The organism is Pseudomonas sp. PAGU 2196 (genome assembly GCF_022179005.1).
GTDB classification, from domain to species: Bacteria; Pseudomonadota; Gammaproteobacteria; order Pseudomonadales; family Pseudomonadaceae; genus Aquipseudomonas; species Aquipseudomonas kermanshahensis.
Genome location: NZ_BNTL01000001.1, coordinates 72,982 through 90,801, shown reverse-complemented (window position 1 = coordinate 90,801; position 17,820 = coordinate 72,982). Strand labels below are relative to the sequence as shown.

Here is a 17,820-nt window from a genome sequence, read left to right as displayed (position 1 = left end):
TCCAGGGCGCAAAAAAGATCGGGCATTATCGAGTGGGCGCTATCCTGTGTCCGTGAAGGATCGGTGAAAAAACTGTCAACTCCGGTGAATTTTCCCCAGGGGTGGCACAGTGCAGGCATTGGCCTTAAGCTGCGCCTGCCGCGCACCACAGCGAAGCGCCGCACAGGAGAACCCGATGCGCATTCTATTGGTTGAAGACAACCGCGATATTCTTGCCAACCTGGCCGATTACCTCGGCATGAAAGGCTACACCGTCGATTGCGCCCAGGACGGCTTGTCGGGCTTGCACCTGGCGGCCACCGAGCACTACGACCTGATCGTCCTCGACATCATGCTGCCCGGCATCGATGGCTACACCCTGTGCAAACGCCTGCGCGAAGACGCCCGGCGTGACACCCCGGTGATCATGCTCACCGCCCGCGATCAGTTGGACGACCGCCTGCAAGGCTTCCGCTCGGGTGCCGACGATTACCTGCTCAAGCCGTTTGCGCTGTCGGAGCTGGCCGCGCGCATCGAAGCGGTGCTGCGCCGTGCCCAGGGAGGTGGGCGTCGCACTTTGCAGGTCGCCGACCTGAGCTACGACCTCGACACCTTGGAAGTCACGCGCCAAGGCCGCCTGCTCAAACTCAACCCGGTCGGCCTCAAGCTGCTTGCCGTGTTGATGCAGAAAAGCCCACACGTGCTGCGACGCGAAGTGCTGGAAGAAGCCCTGTGGGGCGACGACTGCCCTGACAGCGACAGCCTGCGCAGCCATGTGCACCAGTTGCGCCAGGTGATCGACAAACCGTTCGAAAAACCGCTGCTGCATACCGTCCATGGCGTCGGCTATCGCCTCGCCGAGGGCCGCGATGGAGTTTAAGCAAAGCCTTGCCCAGCGCATCATCATCGCCTTTGCGTTGATGAGCGCGCTGGTGGCCGGCGCCTTCGCCTTCGGCATCGTCGCCACGGTGCACCTGGTTGAGGAGCGGCTGATTTCCAGCGTGCTGGGGGGCGACCTGCAACGCCTGCTGCGCATGGACAGCGTCAGTGATTGGAGCCATCGGCCGCGTCCGGACCAGCTGTTCTACTTCAGTGGCGGGCGTGACGATTTCGAGTTGCCCAAAGACTTGCGCCACCTCAACAGCGGCTTCCACGAAGTGTTTCGCGACCAGCTGTCGTACCACGCGATGGTCGAGATCGTCGATGGCCGTCGCTACGTGCTGCTGCAAGACCAGAGCGACTTCGAAGAGCGCGAGCGTGTGCTGTTCGCTGTTGTGGTCGTCGGCTTCGTGCTCAGCCTGGTGCTGGCCGTGATCCTGGGTTGGCTGGTGGCGCGCCGGGTGATGGCGCCGGTGATCCGCCTGGCGCGTCAAGTGCGCCACCGCGACCAGCTACTCGGCCTGGCACCGCCACTGGCACCCGATTACGCGGCCGACGAAGTGGGCCAGTTGGCCGTAGCGTTCGACGACACGCTGGGCCGCTTGCGCGACGCCTTGACCCGCGAGCGGCTGTTCACCAGCGACGTCAGCCACGAGCTGCGAACCCCGCTGATGGTGCTGGCCACGTCGTGTGAGCTGCTGCTGGAAAACCAGGCACTGGACCCGCGTGCACGCAGCCAGGTCGAGCGGGTGGCGCGGGCGACCGAAGAAATGCGCGAACTGGTCAAGACCTTCCTGATGCTTGCCCGTGCCCAACGCGATGAGGGTGCCGTGGCCTCCCAAGCGACCTTGCGCGAGGTTGCGGATGAACTCACTGGGGTTTGGCGCGAAACGATCGAGCAGAAGGGGCTCACGCTGTACTTCGACGGCCGCGTCAGCGCAAGCCCGGTGCTGTACAACGCCACCTTCCTGCAGTCGGTGATGGGCAACCTGCTGCGCAACGCCGCGCACTACACCGACAGCGGTTACATTCGCCTGAGCCTGGAAGCGAATGGGTTCAGCGTCGAGGACAGTGGCGTGGGCATCCCCGAGGAGCAGCGCGAGGCGATGTTCAAACCCTTCGTGCGCGGCGCTGAGCGGCGTGGCGAAGGGCTGGGCTTGGGCCTGTCGCTGGTGCAGCGCATCTGTGACGACCAGGGGTGGCGCGTCACCCTGACCTCGACCTTGCCGCACGGCTGCCGTTTTCAGGTGGACCTGAGCCAAAGTGTGGAGAAGGGCAGCCCTTCGGGGTTGGTCGGGTAATTTTTGGTAATACCTCTCCAAAGAACTAACACTTTTTTCACATTGGCATAACCTGATTCCAACGCTTGCTTACCTAAGGTGAGCGCACTGGAGTCAGGAGATGCCCAATGCGTAGCCCCATCAAGCTTGAATTTTCCGAGAAATACGACAAAGACCACGCGCGCGAGTATTTCCTCAAGCATCAGGATGGTCTGGCCCGTCGCCTTTCCCACAAGCGTGACGAGCAGTTGGCACGTCGCGCCTTGGCGTTGGCCGGTGAGCCGGGCCTGGTACTTGACCTGCCCTGCGGTGCTGGGCGCTTCTGGCCGTTGCTGGCGGAAAAACCCAACCGAGTCATCATCGGCGCCGACAACTCCGAGGCGATGATCGAGACAGCCTGTGCCGCGCAACCGCCAGAGGTGGTTGCCCGGGTACGCCCCTTGCAGACTTCTGCGTTCGCCATTGACCTTCCGGACAATTCGGTCGACAGCATTTTCTGCATGCGGCTGTTCCATCACATCGGCGAAGCGGCCCACAGAAAGACAATTCTTTCGGAATTTCAACGAGTTAGCCGTGATAGTGTGATTCTGTCGCTGTGGGTGGACGGCAACTTCAAAGCCTGGCGCCGGAAAAAGCTCGAGCAGCGTCGCAGCGCCAAGGCCGAGCAGGACAATTACCAGAATCGTTTCGTGTTACCAGCGGACACGGTCGAAGAAGAATTTGAGGCCGCCGGTTTCAGAATCCAGGAACGCTTGGACTTCCTGCCGTTCTATGCCATGTGGCGAGTCTATGTATTGCGTAAGGGGTAGTGTTTGATGGCTGTAGCCCAGAGTGGGGAGTCGCGGTTCGATTTTTACTGGCGCCAGCAGGGCGAATGGGTCGAGGAACCCAACCAGCGGCGTGGCGGTGAAAGTGGCGTGCAACGCCTCAACGATGCCAACGGCAAACTGCTGTATGCCAAGCGCCAGGTCGGGCACATCTACCGCAGCCTGCTGCACCCCTTTGGCCGGCCGACCGTTTTGCGTGAACTCGATGCCATCAACAGCTTCGAGCAATTGGGTGTACGTGTGCCGCACATCGTCTTTTGTGGTGCCGAGCGCGATGCCGATCATCAATGGCGCGCGCTGCTGGTCAGCGAAGCGCTGGATGGCTTTGTCGAGCTCGACACCTGGCATGCCGAAGGTGCCCGCGAGCGTTACCCCCAGGCGGTGCAAGAGCGCATGCTCAAGGACCTGGCGGATAACCTGGCGCGTATGCACCTGGGGCACTGGCAGCACGGCTGCCTGTACGGCAAGCATGTGTTCGTCAAGGTGATCGGCGAGGGCGAACAGGCTCGGGTCGAAGTCGCTTTGCTGGACCTTGAGAAGTGCCGGCGGCGTATCAGCTGCCAACGTGCGGCGGCGAATGACCTGCGTCAGCTGCGCCGCCACTCGTCGTTCACTGATGCGGAATGGCAGACATTGCTCTATTTTTACCAAATGGCGTTTGGCAGCGTTGTCAAAGGGTTAGGGCAATGAAACTAGAAATCGCTCGAGCTTTGTTCCTGGTGGCTGGATTGGCCGTGACCACTGTGGCGGTGGCTGCCTGGGAAGAGCCGAAGCCGACGGTGTTCAGCAAGGCCGAGATGGCTGACCAGTGCGCTTTGCCACGTGTGGTAAAGCAGCATGAAGAGGTCAAACCCGATCAGGACCTGTTGCTGTTCCTGTTCGGTATGCGTCAGGGATTGCGGCCGTTCGGCTGAACCTGGGTGGTGCTTGAAAACCAGAGGCCCTGCATAGCGGGGCCTCTGGTTTTTTTGTTTGTGAGTACCGTCGGCCAACCACAACCGCGGTAGGAGCAGCCTTGTGCTGCGAAGAGGCCGGTAAAAGCACCCTCAATCTTCGCTGCTGCCACCGGCCTCTTCGCAGCACAAGGCTGCTCCTACAGGGAAATGTCAGCTGGCACAGGTGCCTTGGCCACCGTCTTGTGCGCCAGCAAGGTGTAGATGCAAGGCAGCACAAACAAGGTAAACAACGTCCCGATCGACATCCCGGTCGCAATCACCGTGCCGATATCGAACCGGCTCACTGCCCCTGCGCCGGTCGCCAGAATCAACGGCACCATGCCAAACACCATCGCCGCCGTGGTCATCAGTACCGGCCGCAGGCGGATGGCGGCCGCTTCCTCGATTGCCTCACGCACGCTCAGGCCTTTTTCTTCGCGCAACTGGTTGGCAAATTCGACGATCAGAATACCGTGCTTGGTGATCAGCCCGATCAGTGTCACCAGCCCGACCTGGGTATAGATGTTCATGCTGGAAATACCCAGGAACAGCGGCAACAGCGCCCCGCAGATCGACAACGGCACGGTCACCAGAATCACCAGCGGATCGCGGAAGCTTTCGAACTGCGCCGCCAGCACCAGGAAGATGATCGCCAGCGCCAGGCCGAAGGTTACCCACAGCGCGCTGCCTTCCTGAACATACTGGCGCGCCACCCCGGCATAGTCGAAGGCGAAGCCTTCCGGGGCTTCTTCGCGGGCGATGGCCTGCACGGTCTGCAATGCTTCGCCCAGGCTGACCATGGGCACGCCTTGGATGATGGCCGAGTTCAACTGCTGGAACTGGTTGAGCTGGCGCGGGCGGGCGCGGTCGCTGAGGGTGATGAGGGTCGACAGTGGCAGCAACTGGCCCTGGTCGTTCTTCACGTAGTAGTTGTTGAGCCAGCCGGGGTTGTTACGGTACGGCCGCTCGACCTGGGCAATCACCTTGTAGCTGCGGCCCTCCAGGGTGAAACGGTTGATTTCCCCCTCGCCCAGCAGGGTGGCCAAGGTGCCGCCCAGGGCGTCCATCGAGACGCCCATCTGCGCCGCTTTGGCCCGGTCGATGTCGACCACCACTTCCGGTTTGTCGAAGGCCAGGTCGATGTCGAGGAAGGCGAACTTGCCCGATGCCTGGGCGCGTGCCTTGATGCGTTGGGCCACGTCCAGCAGGGCCGGGTAGTCCCCCGCGGTGTTGATCACGAACTGGAACGGCAGCCCCTCACCAGTGCCGGGCAGCGACGGCAGGTTGAAGCCGAAGATTTGCAGGCCGCCGATTTCTTCAAGTTTGGCCTGCACCAGCGGTAGCAGCTCCATCTGCGTGCGCTCGCGCTCGTTCCAGGGCTTTAACAGGAAGCCGCCAATGCCGCTCTGCACACCGTTGAAACCGTTGATCTGAAACGACGAGTAATACTCGGGGAAGGCTTTGAACAGCGGCGTGAACTGGTCGGTGTAGGCGTTGAGGTAGTCGAGGTTGGCCGGCTGCGGCGAACTGCTGATCATGAAGATCACCCCTTGGTCCTCGTTGGGCGCCAGCTCGTTCTGGGTGAATTTGAGCAGTACCGGGATCAGGCACAGGACAATCACCGCGAACACCAGCACTACCGGCCGGCTGTCCAGGGTGGTGTGCAGCAGGCGCTGGTAGCGCACCTTGAGGCGCTCGAACAGCAGGTCGAGGCGATGGGCAAGGCCCGAGGGGTTCTGTTCCTGGCGCAGCAACAGCGCGCACATCATCGGTGACAGGGTCAGGGCGACGACGCCGGAGATGATCACTGCACCGGCCAAAGTCAGGGCGAATTCTTTGAATAACGCGCCTGTGAGCCCGGTCAGGAAGCCGATGGGGGCATACACCGCGGCCAGGGTGATGGTCATCGACACCACCGGCATGGCGATTTCCCGTGCACCTTCCAGCGCCGCGTCGAACGGCGTCTTGCCTTCTTCCATGTGCCGGTGGATGTTCTCCACCACGACAATGGCATCGTCCACCACCAGGCCGATGGCCAGCACCATCGCCAACAGGGTCAGCAGGTTGAGGGAGTAGCCCATCATCTGCATGAAGAACAGCACGCCGATCATCGACAGCGGGATGGTCACCACCGGGATCAGCACCGAGCGCAACGCGCCGAGGAACAGGAACACCACGACGATGACGATCAGCACCGCTTCGCCGAGTGTCTTGATCACCTCGTCGATGGAGGCCTGGATGAACAACGTGGCGTCGTAGGCAATCGACACCTTCAGCGCCGAGGGCAACTGGCTTTCGAGTTCCGGCATGATGCGCCGGACTTCCTTGATCACCTCCAGCGGGTTGGCGGCCGGTGTGGCCTTGATGCCGATGTAGACCGAAGGGATGCCGTCGAACGAACTGACTGTGTCGTAGTTTTCTGCACCCATCTCGACCCGTGCCACATCGCCCAGCAGCACCCGGCTGTCGCCGCTGGTCTTGACCGGCAGGGCAGCGAACGCTTCGGCAGACTTGAGCTCGGTGCTGGCATTGATGCTGGTAACCACGTACTCGCCTTTTACCTCACCGGCGGCCGAGAGGAAGTTGTAACGGCGCACGGCGTTGGTCACGTCGGTGGCCGAGAGGCCGTAGCCGGCCAGTTTCACCGGGTCGATCCAGATGCGCATGGCGAACACCTGGTTGCCGAGGATCTCCGCCTCGGCCATGCCCGGCAGGGTGGCCAGTTTGGGTTGGATCACTCGGGACAGGTAGTCGGTGATCTGCGGGTTGCTCATTTCCTTGCTGTAGAAGCTGATGTACATCAGCGCCGAGGCGTCGGCGGCCTCTTTGCTCAGCACCGGGTCTTCGGAGTCTTGCGGCAGCTTGTTGCGCACCTCGTTGGCCTTGGCCAGCAGTTCGGTGAACAAACGGTCACTGTCGGCGCCGACGCGCGCATAGATGGAGATGATCGAGAAGTTCTGCCGACTCACCGAGGTCATGTAGTCGATGCCTTCGGCGCTGGCCAGGCTCTGTTGCAGCGGCTGGGTGATGTAGCCCTGGATGGTCTCGGCGTTGGCGCCGGGGTACGCGGTGGTCACCGTGATCAGGGCGTTTTCCATCTGCGGGTACTGGCGAATCTGCAGTTTGCTCCAGGCCTGAAAGCCCAGCAGCAGAATCAGCAGGCTGACGACGCTGGCCAGGACCGGGCGACGGATGAACGGATCGGTGAACGCCATGCCTGCCTCCTGTCAGTCGTTGTGTGGGGTGCCTGGATCAGCATTGCCTTGATCAGGAGCGCCTTGCTCAGGTGTGAGCGCCTTGTCCTGGCCGATGCGGATCGCCGCGCCGGGGGTGAGCTTGAGTTGCCCAGCGGTGACCACCTGTTCGCCGGCCTGCAGGCCCTTGCTGACCACCACCACGCCGTCGCGGCGCTCGCCGGTCTGCACGGTGCGCTGCTCGGCGATGAGCGGGGGTTGGCCGTCGTCGGTTTTTTCCGGGTTGCCTTCCTTGTCTTTTTTCGGGGTGGCGACATACACCGAGTTGCCATACAGGGTGTAAGTGATGGCACTTTCCGGCACCACCACCCGCGGCTGTGGCGCGGGCAGCAGGATCAGCAGGTTGGCGAACATGCCAGGCAGCAGCTTGCCGTCAGGGTTGGCCAAGGTTGCGCGGGCCAGCAGGTTGCGGGTGCTTTCCTCGACCTTGGGGTTGATGGCGCTGAGGCTGGCGGTGAAGGTCTGGCCCGGGTAGGCGGCGACCTGCACCAGCACCTGCTGGCCCAGGCTCAGGTGCGGCAGTGCCTGCTCGGGCACGTTGAAGTCGACGTAGAGGCTGGACAGGTCTTGCAGGGTGGCGATCACCGTGCCGGCAGCCAGGTAGTCGCCGACATCCACCTGGCGAATGCCGATGGTGCCGCTGAAGGGCGCACTGATGCTTTTTTTGGTCTTCGAGGCCTTGAGCTGATCGACCACGGCCTGGTTGCGCCGGTACTGGGCGGTGAGGCGATCGTACTCGCCACGGGAGATGGCCGAGTCGCCGACCAGCTGGCTGCCGCGGCCGAAATCGACCTTGGCCAGCCCCAGGTCGGCCTGTGCGGTGCCGAGCAGGGCGGTTTCCTGTTCGTCATTGAGCTGCAGCAGCAGTTGCCCGGCCTTGACCTTCTGCCCGGAGTCGAAGTGCAGGCTTTTGACGATGCCTTCCACCTCAAGGCTCAGCTCGACGCCTTGCAGGGCCTTGAGGCTGCCGACGGCGGGCAGGCGTTCTTGCCACTGGCGTTCTTCGGCCAGCGCTGCCGCCACGGTGATCGGCGGCTTGGGGGCTGTGAACACCTGGATCTGCTGGTAGATCGAGAAGGCCTTGTAGCCCCCCAGGGCCAACACGATCAGCAGAACGACGGCCAACATGATGAGCATGCGGCGGCGAAGCATAGGTCCGGTTCCTTGGAAGCGTGGTTGTTATTCGTTATGACACGACAACGGGCGATCCTGCCCACGTGTGGATGGGGGAAGTATTGACTGTTTTGGGCAGGTGGGGAAGGGCGGGTGCAACGGGATTATTCAAACAGTGGCGCGTGCACTGCCGTGTAGGAGCAGCCTTGTGCTGCGAAGAGGCCCGAGCAAACACTGGAGATTTACAGTGCTGTCTCGGGCCTCTTCGCAGCGCAAGGCTGCCCCTGCATGGACCGCGATGTGCCTGGGCGATCAGGCCAGGTGCAGGTGGTTGTCCCAGAACCCGGAAGGCAGGTCCATCGGTTGCCCGATCAGCTCAGCCTTGCGGCAATCGTAGAACCGGCAACGCCCCTGCCCGGAGGTGACGACAAAGCCATCCTTCACCGCGCCAACCCCGGCGCAATCTGGCATCGGCGCATCCAGCTTCACCGCGCCGCTGTCCAGGTCCCAGACAAACAACCGGTTGGCCCGCGGCGCCGTCAGCGCCACCAGCCGCAGGTCGCTGTGAATCGCCACGCTGGCGGTGTACTGGGCCATGGCCTGCAACTGCCGCTCCGGCACGGGGAAGGCCTTGAACGGCTCGCCCGGGCGCTTGATTGCCAGCAGCTCGGCGGTTTCGTCGGCGTCGCCCATGAATTGCTGGCAGGCGGCAATGGTGCCGTCGTCGCCAATTGCCAGGTGACGCACGCTGTTCATCTGCTGGGCGAGGGTTTCTTTACTCAGCAGGGTGCCGTCGCGCTGCATCAGGACCAGGCTTGGTTGCATGGCGTCGAGGTTCATCTCCACGCGGCTTTCGGCCTCGGTGCGGATGCCACCGTTGGCCACCACCAGGGTTTCCCCGTCCGGCAGCCAGGCCACTTCATGCGGGCCGATGCCGTGGGTCGACAGCTCGCCGCTGTGCACCAGGCGTTCGCCTTCGAAACGGTAGACACCGAGCACGCCGCGACCCGGGTCGGTAGTGTCGTTCTCGGTGGTGTACAGCCATTCCCCGCCCTTGTGGATGACCGCATGGCCGTAAAAGTGGCGGTTGGGCTGCGAGACCACGGTTTGCAGCAGCCGCCCATCGCGCAGGTCGACCAGGTAGCTTTCGGTACCTGGGCGGCGGGCGACGAACAGGGCGATCGGCAGCGTGGGGTGGTTGATGATGGCATGGCAACGCTGGGCAACCTGGGTGCTGAACACCTGGGTGCCGTCCAGGCGGAACCCGACGGCGTAATGCTTGCCATCGCCGTCGTCGCGCGCCGAGAGCAGCAGGGGTTCGCTGCCTTTGTTGCGGAACAGGCTCCAGCCGCCCAGGGTGAGGGCGCTGAGCAGTACGCTACCGAGTTTGAGGGCCTGGCGTCGCAGCATGATCAGTCACCGTCGTTGGCATTGAAGCCCAGCTGGATGTTCAACGCCTTGGCCAGCTCGCCTTCGTGCAGGCGGTGGACAACGTTGAGGCTGTCGTAGATCTGGTTGAGGGTCTGCTTGCCGGCGTCGTCGGCCAGCAACTCGCCGAGGGTTTTCTGATTGTCGGCCAGCTGTTTGAGCGCGGTGGCGTAGGCGTCGTCGATCTTGTCTGCCAAGGCTTTCTGGTCGCTGCCCAACAGGCCACGCAGGCCTTTGTTGTCGACCCCGACCCAGACCGCCTGGGCGGCCTTGAGGCTGGCCTCCAGGCTTTTGAGCGAAGCGTGGCTGCGCCAGGCTTCGGCCTGCAGCGGCTGGGCAATGCCCTTGCTCTGGCGGCCCATGGGGGCGCCAAGCTTCTTCTTCAGGGTGTCCAGGGCGGTGACCTGGGCGCGCAGCAGGTCGGCGATGGCCTCGTGGGAATCGGCGTAGCGCTGGTTGGGGAACTTGGTCATCTGCGAGAGCATGCCGTCGGTGCTGTTCCAGCCCTTGAGGATCTCCTCGGCCAAGGCCTTCTGGTGCTCGGCGATGGCCACCAGCAGTGGGCAGTAGCGGGCTTTCTGCTCCGCCGTGGCAACGTCTGGCTTGCTGTCGAAGAGGATGTACTCGTAAGCCGACAGGCCGCGCACCACGACGCTGGCCTTGCCCAGGGCAGCGGCGTCGACGGGTTTGTCACCGTTGACCAACTGCTCGACCTGGCGGCCGACCAGGTTCTTCTTGTCGGGCCAGAACTGCACCTGCCAGGCGCGGTTGCCTTCGGCCAGCGGGCCGACCAGCAACGGTTGCAGCTCGGCCCAGGCTTTTTGCGCAGTGAGGAAGTCGGCGCGGGCGGTGTCCAGGTTCGCCTTGCCTTCGCAATAGGCCAGGGCGCTGACGGCCAGCTGGCGGTCGGCTTCGACCCAGCGGCTGTAGGTCGGCAGGATCACCTGCTTGGCGATGGCGGCGGAGGTCACGGCTTGCGGGTCCTGCGGCGAGCAGGCACCGAGGGCGAGTGCGGCGAGGCTGGTGAACAACAGTTTGGGTCGGAACATGCCCGGCTCCTTGCGCGTTTTAAAGTGAGTTCAGGAAAGCCAGCAGCGCGGCACGCTGCTCGGCATTGAAGGTGAGGACGAAATTACGTGCCGCTTCGGCTTCGCCACCGTGCCAGAGCACGGCTTCGAGCAGGTTGCGGGCGCGGCCGTCGTGCAGGAACTGGCTGTGGCCACTGACCGTTTCACTCAGGCCGATACCCCACAGCGGCGGGGTGCGCCAGTCCTGGCCATTGGCCGCGAATTCGGTGCGTTCATCGGCCAGGCCCGGCCCCATGTCATGCAACAGCAGGTCGCTGTAGGGGCGGATCACCTGACCGGCCAGCTCAGGTTCGGCCGCGTTTGCGGCGGTGGTGAACTGCGGGGTGTGACAGCCCTGGCAACCGGCCTGGAAGAACAGGTTCTTGCCTGCCAGCACCTGCGGCGCACCCACGTCACGACGGGCAGGCACGCCCAGGTTGCGGGTATAGAAGGTGACCAGGCGCAGGATGTTGTCGCTGACTTCCTTTTCGCCCCCCATGCCATCGCCATTGGGCGCGGCCAGGCAGTCGACTTGCGCTGCGGTGCAGTCGTCCTTGGGCAGCAGGGTGGAGGTCAGGCCCATGTCGCCGGCAAACGCATGGACGTTCTGCTGGTTGACGTTGGGTTGCCCGGCTTTCCAGCCGAAGCGGCCCACCACGGTCTTGCCCTGGGCGTCATCCCAGACCCGGTTGGCTCGGCCGCGGATGCCGTCGCGGTTGCGGTCGTCCGGGTCTTCGTTGGCCAGGATGTCGGCTTCGGGGATGGCTTCGAGTAGGCCGAGGCCGATCATCGGCGGCGCAACACGGGCCGAGAAGCGGGTGTCAGGGTGCATTGCCCCGTAGCCCAGCTGGGTGATCTGCAAGCTGGGCCGACGCAGCTCGACCTGGTGGCCGTCCTTGAACGTGACGGCCTGGTTGGCGTAGGTCACGCGGACCTTGCCCTCCGGCGCCACGCCGGGGATAGCCATGTCCTGCAACTGGGTGCCGTACACGGGCTCGGGGACCACGCCCAGGCGCTCGACCACCTTGGCCAGGTAAGGCTGGTCGGGGATCGACAGGCGCACCAGCATTGAAACCGCGTTGCTGTCATCGAGCTCGGGTGGGTGGCCGCGGCCATCGCGCACGTGGCAGTTCTGGCAGGCATTGGTGTTGAACAGCGGGCCGAGGCCATCACGCGCGGTGGTGGTGGACGGGGCGATCACCCAGGGGTTGCGGAAAAAACTGTTGCCGACGGCGAAGTCCAGGCGCCGCTCGGGCGAAAGGTTGGCCGAGGGCAGGGAATAGGCATTGCGATCGCTGCGCTGCACCGTCGCCTTGCCACCCGACAGCGCTTCGCCGGGCTCTGCCTGGGTGAAACGCGGGGCGTCGTCACAGGCGGCGAGGGCGAAGGCCAGCAGCAGGGGAGAGAGTTTGAACAGCGACGAGGACATCAAGGATCCTGGGCGTGAGCGAAAAACCGGCGTGCAAGCTTAGCAAAGTGGGGATGTTTGAATAAGAGCAATTTGCAATTGCTGGATGAAATCAGTGTCAGCTACATCTGTTGCCTGTGCCGGCCTCTTCGCGGGTAAACCCGCTCCCACACAGATCTCAGGAATTATGCCGTCCTGGTGGGAGCGGGTTTACCCGCGAAAGGGCCAGAAGCAAAAAAGGCGACCCCAAGGTCGCCTTTTCCAGAACCGCTACAGCCGAATCAGAACTCGTGATCCGCAGTGTCCGGGTTCAGGTTGGCAATGCCCAGCTTGCCTGCAGCCTGTTCGATCGCGCCGGTCTGCTTGACCAGCGAGGCGATGGCGTCACGCACGACTTGGTTGCCAGCGGCGTTGTCGGCAGCGATCAGTTGGTCGTAGTGCTCGCCTTTCAGGGCGTGGTCGACGATCACCTGGATCTTCGCTTCGGTGGCTTCCAGGTCGGCCTTCAGGGTGGCGTCGGTAGCCGGGTCGACCTTGGCAACCAGCGACGACAGGCTCGGGCCGGTCAGCTTGGTGCCATCCGGACGGGTGTACTCGCCCAGGTAGACGTTGCGGATACCCTTGGCGTCGTAGAAGTGCGAGTAGTGGGTGTTGTCGCTGAAGCAGTCTTGCTCGTCTTCAGGCGAGTTGGCTTCCAGCGAGACCTTCATGCGCTCGCCCGCCAGTTCGCCCAGCGACAGGCTGCCCATGCCGAACAGCATCTTGCGCAGGCCGTCGTTGACCGGTTCGGCTTCCAGGGTGGCGCGGTAGTTGTCGGCAACGTTCGGTGCCCAGTTGCCGACCATCTCTTCGAGGTCCTTGACCAGCAGGTCGGTGGCCGCCTTCAGGTAGGCACGACGGCGGTCGTTGTGGCCGCCAGTAGCACCGTTGCCTTCCAGGTAGTCGGAAGCAGGGCGGTTGCCAGCGCCTGGGCCGGTGCCGTTCAGGTCCTGGCCCCAGAGCAGGAATTCGATGGCGTGGTAGCCGGTGGCGACGTTGGCTTCGGAGCCGCCCAGCTCGTTCAGGCTGGCCAGCTTCTCTGGGGTGATGTCCTTGACGTCGACCTTCTCTTCGCCGACCTGGATCTCGGTGTTGGCGATGATGTTGGCGCTGGCCGCCGGGTTGCCCAGGGCGTGCTCGTAGCTCTTGTCGACGTAGTCGATCAGGCCTTCGTCCAGGGGCCAGGCGTTAACTTGACCTTCCCAGTCGTCGATGATGGTGTTGCCAAAGCGGAAGGCTTCGCTCTGCAGGTAAGGTACGCGCGAGGCGGCCCAGGCGTCCTTGGCGGCTTTCAGGGTTTCGTCGTTGGGCTTGGCCAGGAACGCGTCGACTGCCGTCTGCAGGGCCTTGGCGGTGCTCAGCGAGTCGCTGTACACGGCGTAGACCATGTCGGCGTAATGCTGGATCACGGCCTTGCCGGCCGCTTCATCGACAGCCCCAGGCGCGGCGGCGGTGGTGCTGGCGGCAGCAGGCGCTTGCGCTTGCGGAGCAGCGGCCTTGTCATCCTTTTCGCCACATCCGGCGAGCGCGATGGCGATGGCCAGCAGACTGGCGGAGGCCAGAGGCATTCGAATCATTGTTGGTTTCCCTGCGTCGTGTGGTTGGACCGTGCGCCATGGCACGCGAAACCGCAACATCATGCGAAAGATTTGCATTTGCTGTAAAGAGGCGAGCGCGCAATTCATGTAAATGCCCGTCACGGCCTGTAACCGGGGGCGTCAGGGCTACAGCATGGACACCTGATTGCGCTGTGCCTGCTTGAGGTAACTGGTCAGCTCGCGGGCCGACAGTGGCTTGCTGTAGTGGTAGCCCTGACCCTCGTGGCAACCCTGGGCGATGATGTAGGTCTCCTGCTCGGCGGTTTCCACGCCTTCAGCGATAACCTGCATGCCCAGGCTTTTGCCCAGCTGGATGATGGCGCGCACGATGGTGGCGTCGTCATCGTCGTCGAGCAGGTCCTGGACGAAGCTCTTGTCGATCTTGATCTTGTCCAGCGGCAACGACTTCAGGTAGCTGAGCGACGAGTAGCCGGTACCGAAGTCGTCAATGGCGATCAGTGCCCCGGAGCGGCGCAGGCTGAGCAGGTGCTGGGCGGCGGTGCTGATGTCTTCCATCAGGCCGGTCTCGGTCACTTCCAGCTCCAGGCTGCGCGGCGGCAGGCGGTAGGCCTGCAGCAGGTTGTTGACCACGCGTGGCAGTTCGCTGTGGTGCAACTGCACGGTCGACAGGTTGACCGCCATGCGCAGGTCGCTGAAGCCCAGGTCGTGCCATTCGCGCAGCTGCCGGCAGGCCTGGTCGAGTACCCATTCGCCGATGGTGATGATGTTGCCGTTCTGCTCGGCCAGCGGGATGAACTGATCGGGCGGGACCATGCCCAGCTCCGGGTGTTGCCAGCGCAGCAGGGCCTCGACGCCAACCACGCGGTGGTCGCGGTAGCTGATCTGCGGCTGATACACCAGGTAGAGCTGATTGCGCGGCAGGGCTTCGCGCAGGTCTTTTTCCAGCTCGCGGCGGCGGCGCATCTCACTGTCGACGCTGGCGATGTAGAACTGGTAACGGTTGCGTGAGCGGGCCTTGGCCAGGGTCATGGTCTGTTCGGCTTTTTGCAGCAGCTTCTCGGTGCTGTCGCCGTCTTCGGGGAACAGGGTGATGCCGATGGTGGCACGCAGGCGGATCTGCTGATGGTCGAGGTCGAAGGGCACCTCCAGGTCATCGAGGATGCTCTGGGCCAGCTCGGCAGCCTCATAGGGCTGCTCGATGTTGGCCTGAACCAGGGCGAACTGGTCGCCACCCAACCGCGCCAGCGCCCCCAGGCGGCCACTGTGGGCGCGCAGGCGGTCGGCCAGGGCCAGCAGCAACTGGTCACCGACCTGGTAGCTGAACTGCTCGTTGATGCCCTTGAAATCGTCCAGGCCTACGCACAGCACTGCGACGCGATGCTGCAGGCGGCCGCCATCGACAAGGATCTTGTCCAGCTGTTGCTGCAGTTGCTGGCGGTTGGGCAGGCCGGTGAGGAAGTCGTATTGGGCCATGCGTTGCAGGCTGTTCTCGGCCTCGTGGCGCAGGTGGGTATTGCGCTCGATGGAGGCGAGCAGCTGGTTGGCCGTGTTCACCCACAGGCCCAGTTCGTTTTTCTCGTGGCCCTTGAGCAGCGGGATCTGGTGCTGGCTGGGGCGATCGGGGTTGATCTGGGTAAGGTGCTCGATGATTTTCGACAGTGGCTTGGTCAGCAGCCAGTGGTAGACCAAGTACAACACCAGGCCCATGGCCAGGGCGCGTAGCACGCCGGAGATGAAGATGATCACCGCGTTGATCAAAAAATCTTCGCCGTACGACGAGGTGTCGAGGGTGATGCTCAGGTCGCCGTAGTATTCGCTGTAGGGGCCGCGGCCGACCAATTGGGTGGTGTAGGTGCGTTCCTGGCCGAGGATCAGGTCGGTCAGCCAGCGCATGGACATGTCCTGCAGCGGGCGGGACTTTTCGGCCAGCATGGTTTCGTTGGGGTGGCCGATGGACGCCATGCGCACTGATTCGTCCTGGAACAGGCCTTCCATCACCTGCATGCCCATCTCCCGGTCAAGGCTGTACACCGCCTGGGTAGAGGGGTCACGGAACATGTCGAGGATGCGCTGGGCATCGTTGTCGACAGCCTGGCGGGTCTTGTAGGTGTCGTAGACGATTTGCGCACAACTGAGCACGACGCCCACTGCGAGCGCCGACAGCAGCACGACCCTGAGCAACTTGACCGACAAGCTGTTCCGCAATTCCAGCTTCAATGGGGTTTCCTTAATCCATGCGCATGGCATCATTTTGCCATCAATGAAACCAATACACTATCGGCCGGTGTGCCACGGACACAGCGCGAGAAGCGGGGTTGTCCTGGGCAGTATATCGGTCGCCTGGCCCTGCAACTTGAGTGCGCTGTATCAAGTTTCCAGAGGTTTGATGTTAGCGTGCAATCCGTGCTGAGCAAGAGGCTGTTACAGGCCCATAAAAAAACCCGGCACCAAGGCCGGGTTCTTCGTTCAAGGCTGGATATGCATCAGGCCTTGAAGGTCTTGCCTTCGAACTGTTCGGCAACGAAGGCCCAGTTGACCAGGTTCCAGAACGCCTCGACATACTTCGGACGCACGTTGCGGTAGTCGATGTAGTAGGCGTGTTCCCAGACGTCGCAGGTCAGCAGCGGGGTGTCGCCATTGGTCAGCGGGTTGCCGGCGCCGATGGTGCTGGCCAGGGCCAGGGAACCGTCAGCTTTCTTCACCAGCCAGCCCCAGCCGGAGCCGAAGGTGCCGACGGAAGTCTTGGTGAACTCTTCCTTGAACTTGTCGAAGGAACCGAAAGCGGCGTTGATGGCTTCGGCCAGGGCACCGGTCGGTTGACCACCGGCGTTAGGCGCCAGGCAGTTCCAGTAGAAGGTGTGGTTCCAGACTTGAGCGGCGTTGTTGAAGATACCGCCCGAAGAGGTCTTGACGATCTCTTCCAGGGTCTTGCCTTCGAATTCGGTGCCTGGGACCAGGTTGTTCAGGTTCACGACATAGGTGTTGTGGTGCTTGTCGTGGTGATACTCCAGGGTTTCCTTGGAGATGTGCGGCTGCAGGGCATCGTGGGCGTACGGCAGCGGCGGCAATTCAAAAGCCATGGTGGATCTCCTGATTCAGGTCTATTTGCGGTTTGCGCAAGGCCGATCACGGGCGGCCCGATCAACGTCGGCGAGTTTGTACTCTTTGCGACGCGAGGGCTGGATCATAGCACCGGGCCCGGCGCATAACCACGCAACAAAGATAGGGAATAGAGGTTCCAGAGCGGTTGGCCGGTGCCGACCAGTGGTGTTCGTCGGGGTGTTTGATTGCCTGGGAGATCGAGCGCTGCCCGCGCGGCGCTCGATCTCCCAGGCGCTGAAACTGCTGTGCCAAACACGTCCCCATTCAGCTAAAAATCAGTTGCGCCGCCACCGCGAACATCATCACCGCCACCATCAGGTCGAGCATCCGCCAGGTCGCTGGCCGCGCCAACCACGGGGCCAGCCAGGCCGCACCGATCGCCAAGGTCGAGAACCACAGCAGCGAAGCACTGGCCGCCCCCGCCACATAGGCCCCGGGCACTGTCTGCTGGGCACCGAGCGAGCCGATCAGCAGCACGGTGTCGAGGTACACATGGGGGTTGAGCAGGGTCACCGCCAGCGCACTGAGCAACACCGCGCGGCGCGAGCGCATGCCCTGGCCTTGCTGGTGCTGCAGGCTCTGCTTGGAGCAAGCGCTGCGCAGCGCCTTGGCGCCGTACCAGAGCAGGAACACCGCGCCGCCCCAACGGGCGATGGCCAGCAGCGTCGGGTTGTGCGCCAGTACCGTGGCCAGGCCGAACACCCCGGCAGCGACCAGCAGGGCGTCGCAGACGATGCACAGGGCCGCCACCGGCAGGTGGTGCTCGCGGCGCAGGCTTTGCGCGAGGACGAAGGCGTTCTGCGCGCCGATGGCCATGATCAGGCCGAAGGCCACCAGCATGCCGTTCAGATAGCTTTGCCACATGGCGGTGTACTCCAGAAAATGAGCCATAAACGATGCTGGCTATTGTGGTGATTGGCGCTGTATAAGAAAAACAAATAAAGCTGATC

14 protein-coding genes are annotated in these 17,820 nt (G+C 63.1%); 5 read left to right on the top strand and 9 right to left on the bottom strand.

Annotation, left to right across the window (positions count from 1 at the left end):
* Positions 1-175: 175 nt before the first annotated feature.
* From colR to MFF34_RS00395, 5 genes are all read left to right on the top strand, one after another.
* Positions 176-859, top strand: a complete 684-nt coding sequence (colR, locus tag MFF34_RS00415; protein ID WP_003255215.1) for a two-component system response regulator ColR — start codon at positions 176-178, stop codon at positions 857-859.
* Positions 849-2,159, top strand: coding sequence for a HAMP domain-containing sensor histidine kinase (locus MFF34_RS00410; RefSeq protein WP_238209498.1), 1,311 nt, complete (start codon positions 849-851; stop codon positions 2,157-2,159). Before colR ends, MFF34_RS00410 begins: the two co-directional genes overlap by 11 nt.
* Before the next feature lie 107 nt (positions 2,160-2,266).
* The gene (locus tag MFF34_RS00405) at positions 2,267-2,947 is read left to right on the top strand and encodes a class I SAM-dependent methyltransferase (protein ID WP_027594041.1); all 681 of its coding nucleotides are present in this window, start codon (positions 2,267-2,269) and stop codon (positions 2,945-2,947) included.
* 6 nt (positions 2,948-2,953) lie between these two features.
* On the top strand, positions 2,954-3,655 hold the full coding sequence (locus MFF34_RS00400) for a lipopolysaccharide kinase InaA family protein (RefSeq protein ID WP_027594042.1): 702 nt from the start codon (positions 2,954-2,956) through the stop codon (positions 3,653-3,655).
* On the top strand, positions 3,652-3,879 hold the full coding sequence (locus MFF34_RS00395; protein WP_238209496.1) for a hypothetical protein: 228 nt from the start codon (positions 3,652-3,654) through the stop codon (positions 3,877-3,879). The genes MFF34_RS00400 and MFF34_RS00395 overlap by 4 nt, the downstream gene beginning before the upstream one ends.
* Before the next feature lie 179 nt (positions 3,880-4,058).
* Here the strand turns inward: MFF34_RS00395 and MFF34_RS00390 are convergent, their stop codons facing one another.
* The 9 genes from MFF34_RS00390 to MFF34_RS00350 all read right to left on the bottom strand — a co-directional run bounded on the left by MFF34_RS00390 (position 4,059) and on the right by MFF34_RS00350 (position 17,734).
* On the bottom strand, positions 4,059-7,115 hold the full coding sequence (locus tag MFF34_RS00390) for a multidrug efflux RND transporter permease subunit (RefSeq protein ID WP_238209494.1): 3,057 nt from the start codon (positions 7,113-7,115) through the stop codon (positions 4,059-4,061).
* Positions 7,116-7,127: 12 nt separating this feature from the next.
* Positions 7,128-8,306: an efflux RND transporter periplasmic adaptor subunit gene (locus tag MFF34_RS00385; RefSeq protein ID WP_238209492.1), complete on the bottom strand. Its 1,179-nt coding sequence runs from the start codon at positions 8,304-8,306 to the stop codon at positions 7,128-7,130.
* A gap of 273 nt (positions 8,307-8,579) precedes the next feature.
* Positions 8,580-9,677 (bottom strand): DUF1513 domain-containing protein, encoded by a 1,098-nt coding sequence (locus MFF34_RS00380; RefSeq protein ID WP_238209490.1) that lies wholly within the window; start codon positions 9,675-9,677, stop codon positions 8,580-8,582.
* 2 nt (positions 9,678-9,679) lie between these two features.
* On the bottom strand, positions 9,680-10,744 hold the full coding sequence (locus MFF34_RS00375; protein ID WP_099430352.1) for an imelysin family protein: 1,065 nt from the start codon (positions 10,742-10,744) through the stop codon (positions 9,680-9,682).
* A 19-nt stretch (positions 10,745-10,763) separates the two neighbouring features.
* A complete protein-coding gene (locus tag MFF34_RS00370; protein WP_238209487.1) occupies positions 10,764-12,191 on the bottom strand; it encodes a di-heme oxidoredictase family protein in 1,428 nt (475 codons plus the stop codon).
* A 260-nt stretch (positions 12,192-12,451) separates the two neighbouring features.
* Positions 12,452-13,786, bottom strand: a complete 1,335-nt coding sequence (locus MFF34_RS00365) for an imelysin family protein (RefSeq protein ID WP_238209486.1) — start codon at positions 13,784-13,786, stop codon at positions 12,452-12,454.
* A gap of 147 nt (positions 13,787-13,933) precedes the next feature.
* A complete protein-coding gene (locus MFF34_RS00360; protein WP_027594050.1) occupies positions 13,934-15,985 on the bottom strand; it encodes a bifunctional diguanylate cyclase/phosphodiesterase in 2,052 nt (683 codons plus the stop codon).
* Positions 15,986-16,251: 266 nt separating this feature from the next.
* Entirely contained in the window at positions 16,252-16,848 is a 597-nt protein-coding gene (locus MFF34_RS00355) for a superoxide dismutase (RefSeq protein WP_027594051.1), read from the bottom strand.
* A 286-nt stretch (positions 16,849-17,134) separates the two neighbouring features.
* Entirely contained in the window at positions 17,135-17,734 is a 600-nt protein-coding gene (locus MFF34_RS00350; protein ID WP_027594052.1) for a LysE/ArgO family amino acid transporter, read from the bottom strand.
* Positions 17,735-17,820: the final 86 nt, after the last annotated feature.

Excerpts from the sequence above, each read along its gene's own strand:
- MFF34_RS00365 (WP_238209486.1), bottom strand. The coding sequence starts at position 13,786 with ATGATTCGAATGCCTCTGGCCTCCGCCAGTCTGCTGGCCATCGCCATC.
- MFF34_RS00380 (WP_238209490.1), bottom strand. The coding sequence starts at position 9,677 with ATGCTGCGACGCCAGGCCCTCAAACTCGGTAGCGTACTGCTCAGCGCC.
- MFF34_RS00400 (WP_027594042.1), top strand. The coding sequence starts at position 2,954 with ATGGCTGTAGCCCAGAGTGGGGAGTCGCGGTTCGATTTTTACTGGCGC.
- MFF34_RS00390 (WP_238209494.1), bottom strand. The coding sequence starts at position 7,115 with ATGGCGTTCACCGATCCGTTCATCCGTCGCCCGGTCCTGGCCAGCGTC.
- MFF34_RS00355 (WP_027594051.1), bottom strand. The coding sequence starts at position 16,848 with ATGGCTTTTGAATTGCCGCCGCTGCCGTACGCCCACGATGCCCTGCAG.
- MFF34_RS00395 (WP_238209496.1), top strand. The coding sequence starts at position 3,652 with ATGAAACTAGAAATCGCTCGAGCTTTGTTCCTGGTGGCTGGATTGGCC.
- MFF34_RS00350 (WP_027594052.1), bottom strand. The coding sequence starts at position 17,734 with ATGTGGCAAAGCTATCTGAACGGCATGCTGGTGGCCTTCGGCCTGATC.
- colR (WP_003255215.1), top strand. The coding sequence starts at position 176 with ATGCGCATTCTATTGGTTGAAGACAACCGCGATATTCTTGCCAACCTG.
- MFF34_RS00405 (WP_027594041.1), top strand. The coding sequence starts at position 2,267 with ATGCGTAGCCCCATCAAGCTTGAATTTTCCGAGAAATACGACAAAGAC.
- MFF34_RS00385 (WP_238209492.1), bottom strand. The coding sequence starts at position 8,306 with ATGCTTCGCCGCCGCATGCTCATCATGTTGGCCGTCGTTCTGCTGATC.
- MFF34_RS00370 (WP_238209487.1), bottom strand. The coding sequence starts at position 12,191 with ATGTCCTCGTCGCTGTTCAAACTCTCTCCCCTGCTGCTGGCCTTCGCC.
- MFF34_RS00375 (WP_099430352.1), bottom strand. The coding sequence starts at position 10,744 with ATGTTCCGACCCAAACTGTTGTTCACCAGCCTCGCCGCACTCGCCCTC.
- MFF34_RS00410 (WP_238209498.1), top strand. The coding sequence starts at position 849 with ATGGAGTTTAAGCAAAGCCTTGCCCAGCGCATCATCATCGCCTTTGCG.